This window comes from Actinoplanes awajinensis subsp. mycoplanecinus, assembly GCF_001509495.1.
GTDB classification, from domain to species: Bacteria; Actinomycetota; Actinomycetes; order Mycobacteriales; family Micromonosporaceae; genus Actinoplanes; species Actinoplanes palleronii.
Map to the genome: position 1 here is coordinate 49,118 of NZ_LLZH01000281.1, position 13,505 is coordinate 62,622.

The window sequence follows — 13,505 nt, forward strand, 5'->3', positions numbered from 1 at the left end:
TGCAGACGTCAGATTAATGGATCCCGGCCAGCGAAGCGACCGCCTATAGACCTGTCGCTATTTGTCAGGACATTCCTCATGATCCGGTCGATGCCGCCGGAGCGGCCTGCGTCGTGGCGAACGCCTTGGCGGCGGCGATGTCCAACGTGGGCCCGGTCGGCACCAGCGTCAGCATCGCGGCGGGCACCGGCGTCGGCGTCACCCCGCCGTACCCGAGCGCCTTGCGCGCGTCGCCGTTGCGCTCGCCGAACGGGTACCGCACCCCGCCGGCCACCAGGTAGACCGCGGTGCCCGAGGACTCACCGCTGCCCGCGATCGCGCGCACCACGGCGGCCCGGCCACCGGTCATCACCACCTGGTCGACGGTCTGCACCTGGTCGCGGGCGCCCTGCTGGCCGGCCACCGCGTCGGCGGTGGCGGTCTGCAGATCCGGGGGCAGCGTCTTGAAGACCTCGACCGTGGTGGTCAGCGGCATCCGGCCGGCGGTGTCCCGGTCCGCGACACAGACCGCCACCGGCGCCGGCAGATTGTTCAGCGCCGGCATCGCCGGCGGCATGCCCGCCGGCTCGACGCTCTCCCGCACCAGTGCGCCACCGACCTGGTCCGGGGTGATCTGCCGGGGGCTGCCACCACCGGCCAGCGCCAGCCGGGCGCTCACCTCGCCGATCGTGACCAGACCGGTACGGGTCAGCACGTAGTACTGCCCGGCGGACTGGAAGAGGTCGCCGACCAGTGCCGACGCGCCACCGATCGGCTTGGAGCTGGGCAGCCCCTTGCCGGGCAGCGCCAGCGGCTCCAGGTCGGGGCCGGCCGCGATCGCGTTGATCAGCGGTTCGTCCACCTCGACCGGGGTGGCCGAGGTCAGGCCGAGCGCCGCCATCACCGCGGTGCTGGCGATCCGCAGGCGGGTGTTGTGCCACACCAGATAGGTCGCGTCACCGGAGCTGACCAGCAGGCCCCGCTCGCCGAGCGGCGCCGCGCCGGGCAGCTCGCGCCCGATCACGGCGCGCGAGACCGAGCCGCCGGCCGTCGTCTCGCTGGCCGCCTGGCACACCTGCCACGGCAGGCCGAGCAGGTTGCCGGCCGCCGGCAGCGCGTCGGGCGCGCCGGCGATGCCCACCGGGAGACCCCGGGGCAGGCCCTGCAACGACTTCTGCGACATGGTGCGGACGTCCGGCGCCTCCGAGTCCAGCACCAGCCGCGCCGACGTGTAGTTCAGCGCCGGGTACAGCTTGCCGTTCAGATAGACGTACTTCGCACCGGTCTCCTTCTCGATGACCAGTGCCTGGTCGGACAGCCCGCTCTGCTTCCCGGTCACCAGACCGTAGACGCCGAGCCCGGCCAGCACGATCGCGCCGACCATGGCGCTGGCGAACAGCGCCATGCCGAGCCGGCGCATGGGTAGCTCGTTACTCTCCGGTTCCCCGGACAACATGGCGGATACGATCCGCCGCGTCACGAACCGGTACGCCTGAACCTGCTCCCGCCGCGTGCGCACGGTCACCTCCGAGCCGAATCCGCCAATACACCCGGAGAAAGTCCGGAAGCACCCCCGCCGCGGCCCTACCGGCTCCGCGGAGCTTCCCTACGATAAGGGTCCGCCGGGCGGCGTGTGACACACGCTTGGCCCGGACAGCGGGGCACGGTCGAGAAGGAGAACGCGGGGGATGACGATTACCCAGGCGCAACCGACCCGGGGGAGCGAGCCGGTCGCGGCCGGAGGACCGGCGTCCCCGGCTCGACGGCGGACAGGGCGCATCGCCGGCCTGCACGTCGGACAGGTGATCGCGGTCGAGATCGCGGCCCTCGCGGTGGCGCTGAGCCTGCACCAGCCGATGTGGATCGTCGGCGTGGTCGGCGGCGCCGCGGCACTGGTGCTGATCGCCGGCTTCGGCCGCCGTCAGGGCCGGTGGTGGTTCGAGCACCTGCTGGTCAACCGGCGGTTCAAGCGTCGCGCCCGGCGGTCGGCGGCGGCGGCCGCGCAGACCCGCACCGGTGCGCTCCCGGCGGCTCTCGCGGCCCTGGCGCCGGACCTGCGGATCGCCCAGATCACCGACCGCGGCAACCAGGTCGGCATCGGCCAGGACGGCGACGGCTTCTTCGTGGCGCTGGCCGTGACGCTGCCCCGGCAGCAGCCGCACGCCCTGCCGATCCCGGTGCTGGAACGGCTGGCCGCCGTCACCACCAGCGGCAACCCGGCCTCCGCGATCCAGATCGTGGTGCACACCGTGCCCGGTCCCAGCGCGCTGCTGCACCGGTCGGCGCCGGCCGTGCAGTCGTACCTGGAGCTGCTCAACGGTGAGGCGGTGCCGGCCAGCCGGCAGATCTGGGTGGTGATCCGGCTCGATCCGCGCGACGCGCGGACCGCGTCGGCCGCGCGCGGCGGCGGGATCGACGGCGTGCACCGCGCGCTCACCGCGTTCGCCGGCCGGGTCGGCAAGGCCCTGCGCGGCGGCGATGTGACATATCGCATCCTCGATGCCGACCAGCTGACCGCCGCGATCGCCACCGCGGCCGGCCTGACCGGATCGCCGACCCCGCCCCGGGAGGAGTGGGCCCGCTGGGTCAGCGGCGAGGCCGGGCACCTGGTCTTCGCGCTGACCGGCATCCCGCCGCGCTCGCTCAGCGGGCTGCTGCAGGAGACCGCGCAGGGCCCGGTCACCTCGACCACCGTCGCGGTGCGGATGGCACCGGCCGCCGAGGGCGCGCTGACGCTCAGCGGCGTGCTGCGGGTCGCCGCGGCGCCGGACGGCCTCGAGGAGGTCGGCACCTGGGTGCGGGCCCGGGCCGACCAGGCCGGGGTGAGCATGCAGCGCCTCGACGGGCAGCAGGCCGTGGGCGTCTACGCGGCCGCACCCACCGCGGCCGGCCCGCTGTGAGACCCTGCACGCGCCTGACGACCGGGAGGCCGACGAAGTGAGCGACAACACCCTGATGCTGCGGCACGCCGCCGACCCCGCGTCGCCGGCCGTGCAGCCGTTGCCGGCCGGTCCGACCGGGCTGGTCCTGGGCCGGGTGCAGGACGGCAGCGTCGCGACGGTGCCGATGTTCCGGCCCGAGCGGACCCGGATCGCGCTGATCGGCAAGCTGGCGCTGGGCCGGCTGCTGGTCTTCCGGGCACTCGCCATGGGCGCCCGGGTGGTGGTGCGCACCGAGTCGCCCGCGCACTGGCAGGGCCTCGGCGAGTGGGCCACCGGCCGGTCCGACCGGCTGTGGCTGATGACCGAGGGCAACGTGGTCCCGCCGATCCCGTCCGACGCCACCCAGCCGGCGCTGATCGTGCTGGACCTCGGGTCCGCCGCGCTGTCGGTGACCACGCCGGAGCAGCCGTGGCACACCCGGCTGACCCTGCTGCCGGACCTGAGTGTGAGCAACGCCCGGACGGTCGCCGACGCCGACGCCTACGTCTTCTCCCGCCTGACGGCGGAGGAGGTCTCGGTCGCGGTCTCCAGCCTCCGGCTTCCGGTACGAGCAGTGGACCCGCTCGCGGTGCTGAACCCGGACATGGTCGGCGTGGTGCAGGCGGACACGGCCAGTTACGTGTGGCTCACGCCGACCGCCACCGAGCGCCAGCACCTGGGCCTGACCACGTGAGGCGGGGCCCCCGTCACCGGGGGCCCCGGGTTCACGACTTGACCGTGGTGATCCAGCCGTACAGGCCGCAGACCCAGGCGGCCAGCGGCACGACGGCGACGATCAGCAGGATCTCGGCGATGTCGAGCAGCCGTCCCCAGACCGGGGAGATCCGCCGGCCGGCCACCGCGGTGCCGTAGACCAGGCTGATCGCGGCCGCCACCACCAGGCCACCGGTCACCGCGGTCAGCCGCAGCGCCGGTCCACCCTGGTGGTACAGCCCGTACGCGGCCAGGGCCAGCGCCAGGCTGCCGGCACCCAGCATCGGCAGCCGCTGGGCCTGCGTCAGCAGCGGGCGGGCCCGCAGCAGCAGGAGCAGCGCGAACACCGCGCACAGCGCCAGGTTCGGCGCGTCGCCGTCGAGGACCAGCACCAGCGACGCGCCGCAGATGATGGTCGCCACGGTCGCGATCAGGCCGGTCAGGAACCGGTCGGCGCGGTCGCTGAGCATCAGGATGCGGGCGCCGTCGACGAAGTCGTCGTCGGTCTTGAGGTCGTCCGGGCCGGTCGGCACCGACGGGATCGGCAGCCGGGCCAGCCGGTACGCCAGCAGCGGCAGCGACGGCACGACGGCGAACGCCAGCGCGGCCGCGACCGCGGCGCCCGCACCGGGGGCCACCCCGAACGCCAGGCAGACGCCGGTGCCCAGGGCCAGCGCCCCGGCCACGCCCATGGTGCCCAGGAACAACGGCCCGGACGCGCCGACCGCCACGGTGGCGGCCGCCGCGGCCACCAGCAGGGTCACCGCGGAGAGCAGCACGTGCGGCGCGGCCAGTTCGCCGAGCTTGCGGTCACCGCCGAGCACCAGCAGGCCGCCGACCGCGGCGTACCCGAGCCCGGCGAGCGCGACCAGGGTGGCCGCGGTGGTGTGCCCGGCCGCCCGGGACAGCACGGCCGCGGTGGCCAGCAGGGCGATCGCGGCGAACAGCCCGACCAGCCCGCCGGGCAGCTGCGGCGGGCCGGAGAAGAGCACGGCCACCGCCCCGGCCAGGGCCATCGTCGCCGCGAACACCACGGCGAACCGCCGGGTGTGCTTGACCTCCCAGCGGCCCGAGCGGTTCTGGGTGCCGGTCGCCACGGCATCCACCACGTCGTCGAAGAGGACCTCGGGCGCGGCCGCGTTGCGCGGGGTGAAGTAGAGCACCTCACCGTCGCGGATCTCGAGTTCCATCGATGTCCGGCTGGAGTCCAGCGGCGACTGGCCGAGCCGGTTCAGCGACCATCCGCCGTTCTTGGCGCCCTCGTCGGCGAGGTCCTCGCCGGCGTGCCACAGCAGGATCGGAAGCAGGTCGGCCATCGGCACGTCGGCCGGCAGCGCCAGATCCATCCTGGTCCGTGGCGCGACGATGGTGACCCGGGTGAGACCGCCCACGATGCTGCTCGTCACATTCGCCCCCGTGCCGTTGAAGTCGCGTATGTCCGGTGCCCGTCACCCTCACCGACCACGTCCATCGATGGGGCACGCGCACGACCGGTGCAGCGTACCTATGATGTCGTGCGCGTACGATGCCCACCCAAAGAGATCGGCGTCAGCCGGCAGACGGACATCCGGGGGAGGTGACCCGTCGTGAGTACGGTGCTGTTCCGACGCCCGCCCAGGCGCATGGGCCCGCAAATGCCACGCGGCGAACTGCTGTTGGAGTCGCCGCCCGAAATTCCCGAGGCGCTTCCCCGCAGCATGGGGCAGATGCTGATGGTGCTGCCGATGATCTGTGGCGTCGGCGCGATGGCGTTCCTGTACGCCGGCAAGGGCGGCGGCACCATGATGTGGGTGGCGGGCGGCCTGATGGGCGTCTCGATGCTCGGCATGGCGGTCGGCACCATGGGTGGCGGCAACAACGACTCCAAGGCGGAGCTGAACGCCGAACGCCGCGACTACATGCGGTACCTGGCCCAGATGCGCAAGCGGGCCCGTCGCGCGGCTGCGCAGCAGCGCTCCGCGACCACCTGGAAGCACCCCGAGCCGGACGCGCTGTGGTCGATCGCCGCGTCCCGGCGGCTGTGGGAGCGCCGGATCACCGAGGACGACTTCGGTGAGGTGCGGGTCGCGGTCGGCTCGCAGCGGCTGGCGATCCAGATCGTCCCGCCGGAGACCAAGCCGGTCGAGGACCTGGAGCCGATGACGGCCGTCGCGCTGCGGCGGTTCGTCCGGGCCCAGTCCAGCATCCCCGGACTGCCGATCGCGCTGTCGGTGCGCGCGTTCAGCCGGATCGTGCTGCGCGGCGAGCGCGACCCGGTCCTGGGCATGGCCCGTGCCCTGCTCGGCCAGCTGGTCACCTTCCACGCGCCGGACGACCTGCTGGTCGTCGTGGTCGCGGCGGCGGACCGGCAGCCGGTGTGGGACTGGGTGAAGTGGCTGCCGCACGCACAGAACACCCGGCGTACCGATGCGGCCGGTGGCCGGCGGATGGTCTTCAGCACTCTCGCCGAGGCGGAGGCCGCCCTGGGCGAGGACCTCGGCAGCCGCCCCCGGCACAGCGCGGACGCGCGGCCGCTGACCACCGCGCCGCACGTACTCGTGGTGCTCGACGGCGGTGAAGTGACGCCGACCTGCCAGCTGCTCGGCTCCGGTCTGCTCGGCACCACCGTGCTGGACCTCTCCGGGGCGGTGCCCCGCGACGCCGGCCGGTGGCTGCTGTGCCTGGACGTCGGCGCCGAGAGCGTCGGCATCGACCGGGGCGCCGCGAGCACCCCGCTCGGCCGGCCGGACCGGCTCTCCGTCCCGCAGGTCGAGGCGCTGGCCCGGCAGATCGCGCCGTTCCGGCTGTCCGCCCCGGCGGTCACCGACGAGCCGCTGGCGCGCAGCATGGAGCTGCCCGACCTGCTCGGCGTCGGCGACGCCGGCGCGGTGGACCCCCGGCTCACCTGGCGGGTCCGCCCGCACCGGGAACGGCTGCGGATCCCGCTCGGCGTCGGACCGGACGGCAGCGTCATCGAGCTGGACTTCAAGGAGTCGGCGCACGAGGGCATGGGCCCGCACGGCCTGATCATCGGCGCCACCGGCTCCGGCAAGAGCGAGCTGCTGCGCACGATCGTCGGCGCGCTCGCGGTCACCCACTCGTCCGAGGAACTGAACTTCGTCCTCGTCGACTTCAAGGGCGGCGCGACGTTCGCGTCGCTGGACGTGCTGCCGCACACCAGCGCCATGATCACCAACCTGGAGAACGAGCTGCCGCTCGTCGACCGGATGAAGGACTCGCTGGCCGGCGAGATGGTGCGGCGTCAGGAGCTGTTGCGCGCCGCCGGCAACTACGTCTCCCGTTTCGAGTACGAGAAGGCGCGCCAGGACGGCGAGCCGCTCGAGCCGATGCCCAGCCTGCTGATCATCTGTGACGAGTTCAGCGAGCTGCTGGAGAAGAAGCCGGACTTCATCGAGCTGTTCGTGATGATCGGCCGGTTGGGCCGCTCGCTCGGCGTCCACCTGCTGCTGGCCAGTCAGCGGCTGGAGGAGGGCAAGCTGCGCGGGCTGGACACGCACCTGTCGTACCGGATCGGTCTGCGCACGTTCTCCGCGGTGGAGAGCCGGATCGTGCTCGGGGTGCCGGACGCGTACGAGCTGCCGAACGCACCCGGGCACGGCTACCTCAAGACCGACACCCAGACCATGCTGCGGTTCCGTGGCGCGTACGTGTCCGGCGACTACCGCCAGGCCGGCCGCGCCACGCGCTCGCAGGCGGTGGTGCAGCGGCAGGTGGTGCCGTACGGCATCGACTTCGTACCGGTGCCGGAACCGATCGGCGAGCAGATCACCGCGCCGGAGTCCGAGCAGGAGGCCTCCGGCAAGCAGCTGAGCATGCTCGACGTGATGGTCGACCGGCTCCGCGGGCACGGCAGCCCGGCACACCAGGTCTGGCTGCCGCCGCTGGGCGAGCCGCCGAGCCTCGACGAGATCCTCCCGCCCCTGGTGGTCGACCCGGTGTTCGGGCTGACCACGGCGGGCTGGGCCGGTCGTGGCCGGCTGCACGTGCCGGTCGGCGTGGTGGACCGGCCGTACGAACAGCGCCGCGACCCGATGATGGTCGAGCTCGACGGCGCCGGCGGCAACGTGGTGATCGTCGGAGCTCCGCTGTCCGGCAAGAGCACGCTGCTGCGGTCCATGCTGTCCTCGATGGCGCTCACCCACACCCCGCGTGAGGTGCAGTTCTTCTGCCTCGACTTCGGTGGTGGCGCGCTGGCCAGCCTGGACGGCCTGCCGCACCTGTCCGGGGTGGCGCGCCGCCGGGACGTCGAGGGGGTCCGCCGGACCGTCGCCGAGGTCACCGCGCTGCTCGACCAGCGCGAGCTGCACTTCGCCGAGAACGGCGTCGAGTCGATGTCCGGATACCGTCGGCGGCGTGCCGCGGGCGAGTTCCGCGACGACCCGTTCGGCGACGTCTTCCTGGTCGTGGACGGGTGGAACACGCTGCGCCAGGAGTACGAGGAGCTGGAGCAGGCGATCACCCTGCTGGCCGGCCGCGGGCTCGGGTTCGGTGTGCACGTGGTGATCACTGCGGCCCGCTGGGCGGAGATCCGGATCAACATGCGGGACCTGCTGAGCACCCGGTTGGAGCTGCGGCTCGGCGAACCGGGCGAGTCGGAGATCGACCGCCGGTCGGCCGCGAACGTGCCGCAGAAGTCGCCGGGTCGCGGTCTGACCCGGGACAAGCTGCACATGCTCGCCGCGGTGTCGCGTCTGGACGGACGGCACGACATCGAGGACCTGGGCGACGCCACCGGCGACATGGTCAAGCGGATCGCCGCGGCCTGGCCCGGCGAACCCGCGCCGAAGGTCCGGCTGCTGCCGCGCGAGCTGCCGGTCGCCGAACTGGCCCGGCTGATCGACCCGGCCGCGCCGGGCATCGGGCTCGGCGTCGACGAGGCCGCGTTGGCCCCGGTCATGCTCGATTTCGCCACCGAGCCGCATCTGATCATTTTCGGTGACGCGGAATGTGGCAAGACGAACCTGCTGCGCCTGATCGGCCGGTCCATCTCGCAGCGGTACACCCGCGAGGAGGCGCTGCTGGTGGTCGCCGACTACCGGCGCGGGCTGCTCGGCGCGTTCGACGAGTCGCACCTGCTCGACTACGCGCCGTCGGCGCAGGTGTTCAGCAAGGGACTCGGTTCGATCAAGTCGGCGCTGGAGAAGCGGCTGCCCGGACCGGACGTCACCCAGGAGCAGCTGCGGGCCCGCAACTGGTGGAAGGGTCCGGAGCTGTTCCTGCTGGTCGACGACTACGACCTGGTCGCATCGGCCGGCAACAACCCGCTCAGCGCCCTGATCGACCTGCTGCCGCAGGCCCGGGACATCGGACTGCACCTGATCGTCACCCGCCGGATCGGCGGCGCGGCGCGGGCCATGTTCGAGCCGGTCCTGCAGCGGATGCGGGAGCTGGACACGCCCGGTCTGCTGATGTCCGGCAACCGCGAGGAGGGTCAGCTGCTCGGCAACCTGCGGCCCAGCCCGCAGCCGCCGGGCCGCGGCACCCTGGTGCGCCGGCGTGACGGACATCGCGTCGTGCAGACCGCATGGAGCGAATTGTGATGACTCAAATCGGACAGATGGCGACCGATATCGACGGGAATCGTGAAGGATTTCCGGGTTCGCCGCTGCCCGGGGCTGCTGGGGGTGGCAAACCTCAGTTACGGTATGGCGCAAAGTGTCCGACGGTTAGGTCTCAGCGCCTTACCGCGGGGGAGGCGCGGCAGCACGCCGCCTTAACGATGACGAAGGGGTGAGAAGCATGACGTCCCCGTTCGAGGTCGATCACGCGACACTGCATTCCGCAGCGAACGACGTCCGCACCACGCGCAGCGAGGTCGACGGTGAGCTCAAGAAGCTGTTGGGTGTAGTCGACGATCTGGCGATCGCTTGGCAGGGTCAGGCGTCCAGTGGCTTCCAGAGCCTGATGCAGCGGTGGAACGAAGACACCACCAAGCTGCAGACCGCGCTGGACGACATCGCGAACCTGCTCGACAAGTCCGGTACCGCGCACCAGGTGACCGACGAAGAGCAGCAGCAGATGCTCGACAAGTTCCACTCTGCGCTGAACCCGTAGGCCTGACGACGAGAACCTGGGTGGATTACTGATGAGCATGATCAAGGTCGACTACGCCGTCCTCGAGAATTCGCACGCGCAGATGACGTCGATCTCGCGGACCATCGACGAGAAGCTGGACACCCTCCGGCAGATGCTGTCGAAGCTGGTCTGGGATGGTCAGGACCGCGCCGCCTACGAGCAGCACCAGGCTCAGTGGGACGCGGCCGTGCGTGACATCAACCAGATCCTGAACGAGATCGGTGGAGCCGTGGGCGTCGCCCGCGAGAACTACGTCTCGACCGAGATGAGCAACTCGAAACTCTGGGGCTGATCCCAGCTCCTCCGCACGCGGCTCCGTTCCCGGTTCGGTCCGGGGCCGGAGCCGCGGGTGTGTCGGCTTCAGGAAAGGGACTACGCGCGATGCGTTTGACGGTGGGAACGAGGCCGGTGAGCCGGGTGGCCGCGGCCGCACTGGCGGCGACGATCGCGTCGGTCCTGAGCTGGCCGGGCGTGGCACACGCCGACACGGTCGCCGACTACCAGAAGTGGTACTTCGACGCGCTGAAGGTCAGCGCCGCCCACCAGATCACCCAGGGAAAGGGCGTTGTCGTCGCGGTGGTGGACACCGGCGTCGACGCCACCCATCCGGATCTGAAGGGCCAGGTGCTCGCCGGGCACAGCGTCGGGTCCTCGGGCGATGGGCGCAAGGACACCGACCCTGAGTCGGGCCACGGCACTGCGATGGCCGGCATCATCGCCGGTATCGGGGGTGGATCTCAGCACGTGCTGGGCATCGCCCCCAAGGCCAAGATCCTTCCAGTGTCCTTTCTCCGCAAATCCAGCTCGCTCAACTCAGCCGAGGGCATCCGTTGGGCCGCGGACAACGGCGCTGACGTGATCAATATGTCCTTCGGGGGCGGTACCGACGACAGCGCTACGCGGAAGGCCGTCGAATACGCCCTGTCGAAGAACATCGTCGTCGTAGCCGCGGCCGGCAACCGTGAGCAGGGTGACGTGGGTGTCACCAACCCGGCCAACATCCCCGGCGTGATCGCTGTGACCGGAACGATGAAGTCGGGTGACTTCTGGAAGGACTCCGCCTCGGGGCCGGAAGCTGTGCTGGCCGCCCCGGTGGAGAACATCATCTCGTCGGCCGCGAAGGGTGTGAGCCCGAACGGCTACCGCCTGGCGACCGGTACCAGCGACGCATCGGCGATCGTTTCCGGGATCGCCGCGCTGGTCCGGGCGAAGTATCCCGACCTGGACGCGGCGAACGTGGTGAACCGCCTGATCCGCACCGCCGATGACCGTGGCACATCCGGTCGCGACGACCAATACGGCTTCGGTGAGGTCGACCCGGTGGCGGCGCTGACCGCAGATGTCGCGAAGGTGTCGGCCAACCCGCTGGTGGCCGGTGGCACCACGGCACCGGGCGGCACGGACACCGGCAAGGGCGAGGGCAAGGACGAGGAGCCGGCGGTCGCATTCTCCGTCACCGACCCGAAATCGGCCGCGCTCCAGGGCGGGTTGTGCCTGGCGGTGGTGGCCCTGATCGTGTTCCTGATCGTGCGTACCGTGCGACGCCGTCGTAAGCCGGTGGCCTACGCACCGGGAATGCCTCCGCCCGGCTATCCCGGCGCGCCCCCGGGTTATCCGCCGGCCCAACCGGGTGCCGTCCAGAGTTACCCGCAGGCCCAGCCGGGGTACCCCGCGCCGCCTACCGGTTATCCGGGGCAGCCCGGTGCCTACCCGGGGCAGCCCGCACCGCCCGGTTACCAGGCGCCGCCCGGCTACCCGCCGGGCCAGGCTCCGCCCCCGGGACCGTATTCCGGGCCTGAGCAACGCTGACACGTACACCGCACGACGGGGAGGAAAAGCAGATGGCGGATGAGACACCCGGCAAGCTGAGCGCCGAGTCGGACTTCTACGCCCCGATCCCGAGCCCGGTCCCGGGCGTGCCGATGGTGGTGGTGCCCGCCTCCGCCGGCCTGGAGATCGACGACACCTACACCGGGTACACGCCGAAGAATCTGATCGCCGGGACGGGCGAGGCGGGTGTGCGGACCCAGTGGGACGCCTCCTCGTTGCAGAGTGCGATCGGGTGGCTGGACGCGCACGCCTACTACCTCAAGAGCCTGTCGTACCGGATGGCCGAGTTGAAGGAATTGATGGGCGGCGACGCGGCGTCCGGCGGGAAGAGCCCGCTGGGTGGCTTCAAGATGGCCCAGACGCTCAGCGCCAAGCACGCGGACCTGTACAACTCCACCGAGCTTGCGGTCACGACGCTCTCCCAGCAGATCTACGACGCCAAGGCGGCGCTGGAGAAGGTCAAGGAGAACTACGAGCGCGCCGAGGAACGCAACGCGTTGTCGATGGACACCATGAGGCAGGTCTTTGCCGAGGTGTCCAAAGGCGTCCCGGTCAACACCGAGTCGCCCGCGGGCCCGCAGTAACGAGAACGGGGGATAGCCACCGATGAGTGAACTGAGCTGGGAAGAGATGGTCCAACAGGTCGTCATCGACGGCCGTCCCGGTGACGTCCGGAGCGCGGCGCTGGGCTGGCAGGAGTTGTTGAAGAACCTCGGCCAGGTCCAGGAGAGCCTGAAGACCAACGTCACAGACCTGGGCGCCACCTGGGAGGGCACCGGGTACGACGAGTTCAAGAAGCACGTCGAGCTCCTGGCTTCGTCGATCGGGACGGTCGTCGCGAATGTCAACGAGGGCGACGGCATCGTGAACAGCCTCAACAACGCGGCCGACAAGCTCCAGAACGCGCAGGCCAACATGCCGGTTCCGCTGGCGATGACCGACGAGATTATGGCGGCCAGGGACGGCCGGCTCACGCTGGGCATCGGCTCCTTCGAGGTGAAGGTCAAGCCGTCCTTCCTGAGCTGGGGCCCGATGAACTGGGGTCCGAAGATGCACGACTGGCTCTTCGACCAGACCGAAGATGCCCAGAAGGTCTACAACGGCATCCACAATGAATACGTCTATCAGGCTGCGGACATGCCGGGTGATGGCAAGGGGAAAGATATCCGTGACCCGAACCCGACCATCCCGAACCTGGACGGTTCGGGCGGCTCCGGTGCGGGCGCCGGTGGCTTCGGTGGCGGTGGTGCCGGCTCCGGTGGCCTGCCGAGCAGCAAGGGTTTCTCTCCCTCGGGCGGCATCGGCTCGGGCGGCATCGGCGACACGGGCACCGGCAGCTATCCCGGTTCCGGCTCCGGTAGCTACCCGGGCTCCGGCGCCGGCGATTACACCGGCGGTACCGGTGGCTCCGGTACCTACCCCGGCACCGGCTCCGGCGGCTACCCCGGCGGTTCCGGCGGCACCGGTTACGACCCGAGCGAGTACGGCACCGGTCTCGCCGGTGCGGGCGGCGGCGGCGCGGGCGCTGGTGGCCTGGGCAGCGGCTTGGGCGGCGGCCTAGGCGGCGGCTCCGGTCTCGGCGGCGGCACGGCGGGCCTGGGTTCGACGGCCGGTCTGGGTGGCGGCGCCGGTGGCGCGGCGGCCGGCGCGATCCCCGGTGGCGGCGCGCTCGGCAAGCCGGTCGGCACCGGCGCCGGCCCGGGCATGATGGGCGGCGGCGCGGGTGCCGGCGCGGGTAAGGGCGGCGCGGGCAAGGCGGGCGGCACCAAGGCCGGCAGTTCCCTGCGGGCCGGCGGGGGCGCTCCGGGCGCCGGTGGAGCCGCGGGTTCGCGCGGCGGCGCCGGCTACGGCGAGGACGGCCAGGAACGCAACAGCTGGCTGCAGGAGGACGAGGACGTCTGGGGCACCGGCGGCGACCTCCCGCCCGGCGTGCTCCGCTGACGACGACCTGACGACGAAGGCCCCGGCCCGGACCCGCTGACGCGG

At 71.7% G+C, this 13,505-nt stretch carries 10 protein-coding genes; 8 read left to right on the forward strand and 2 right to left on the reverse strand.

Features of this window, described 5'->3' with window-relative positions; genetic code table 11:
• Positions 1-76 precede the first annotated feature (76 nt).
• Positions 77-1,504, reverse strand: a complete 1,428-nt coding sequence (eccB, locus tag ADL15_RS28830) for a type VII secretion protein EccB (RefSeq protein ID WP_338025579.1) — start codon at positions 1,502-1,504, stop codon at positions 77-79.
• 163 nt (positions 1,505-1,667) lie between these two features.
• Here eccB and eccE point away from each other — a divergent pair, with 163 nt between their 5' ends.
• Both eccE and ADL15_RS28840 read left to right on the forward strand, forming a co-directional pair.
• Positions 1,668-2,879, forward strand: coding sequence for a type VII secretion protein EccE (gene eccE / locus ADL15_RS28835; protein WP_083971869.1), 1,212 nt, complete (start codon positions 1,668-1,670; stop codon positions 2,877-2,879).
• Between the two features lie 37 nt (positions 2,880-2,916).
• Positions 2,917-3,594: a hypothetical protein gene (locus ADL15_RS28840; protein WP_067697746.1), complete on the forward strand. Its 678-nt coding sequence runs from the start codon at positions 2,917-2,919 to the stop codon at positions 3,592-3,594.
• Positions 3,595-3,625: 31 nt separating this feature from the next.
• Here ADL15_RS28840 and eccD read toward each other — a convergent pair whose 3' ends face one another.
• The gene (gene eccD, locus ADL15_RS28845; protein WP_067697747.1) at positions 3,626-5,020 is read right to left on the reverse strand and encodes a type VII secretion integral membrane protein EccD; all 1,395 of its coding nucleotides are present in this window, start codon (positions 5,018-5,020) and stop codon (positions 3,626-3,628) included.
• A 180-nt stretch (positions 5,021-5,200) separates the two neighbouring features.
• Between eccD and eccCa the strand changes: the two genes are divergently transcribed.
• From eccCa to ADL15_RS28875, 6 genes are all read left to right on the forward strand, one after another.
• Positions 5,201-9,154, forward strand: coding sequence for a type VII secretion protein EccCa (eccCa, locus tag ADL15_RS28850; RefSeq protein ID WP_067697748.1), 3,954 nt, complete (start codon positions 5,201-5,203; stop codon positions 9,152-9,154).
• Positions 9,155-9,353: 199 nt separating this feature from the next.
• Positions 9,354-9,668, forward strand: coding sequence for a WXG100 family type VII secretion target (locus tag ADL15_RS28855; RefSeq protein ID WP_067697749.1), 315 nt, complete (start codon positions 9,354-9,356; stop codon positions 9,666-9,668).
• Positions 9,669-9,699: 31 nt separating this feature from the next.
• Complete coding sequence (locus ADL15_RS28860; RefSeq protein ID WP_232344436.1) at positions 9,700-9,981, forward strand: WXG100 family type VII secretion target; 282 nt, start codon at positions 9,700-9,702, stop codon at positions 9,979-9,981.
• Between the two features lie 89 nt (positions 9,982-10,070).
• A complete protein-coding gene (mycP, locus tag ADL15_RS28865) occupies positions 10,071-11,498 on the forward strand; it encodes a type VII secretion-associated serine protease mycosin (RefSeq protein WP_067697750.1) in 1,428 nt (475 codons plus the stop codon).
• A gap of 32 nt (positions 11,499-11,530) precedes the next feature.
• A complete protein-coding gene (locus ADL15_RS28870) occupies positions 11,531-12,103 on the forward strand; it encodes a hypothetical protein (protein ID WP_067697751.1) in 573 nt (190 codons plus the stop codon).
• A 22-nt stretch (positions 12,104-12,125) separates the two neighbouring features.
• Positions 12,126-13,460, forward strand: coding sequence for a WXG100 family type VII secretion target (locus tag ADL15_RS28875; RefSeq protein ID WP_067697752.1), 1,335 nt, complete (start codon positions 12,126-12,128; stop codon positions 13,458-13,460).
• The last annotated feature ends 45 nt before the right edge of the window (positions 13,461-13,505 follow it).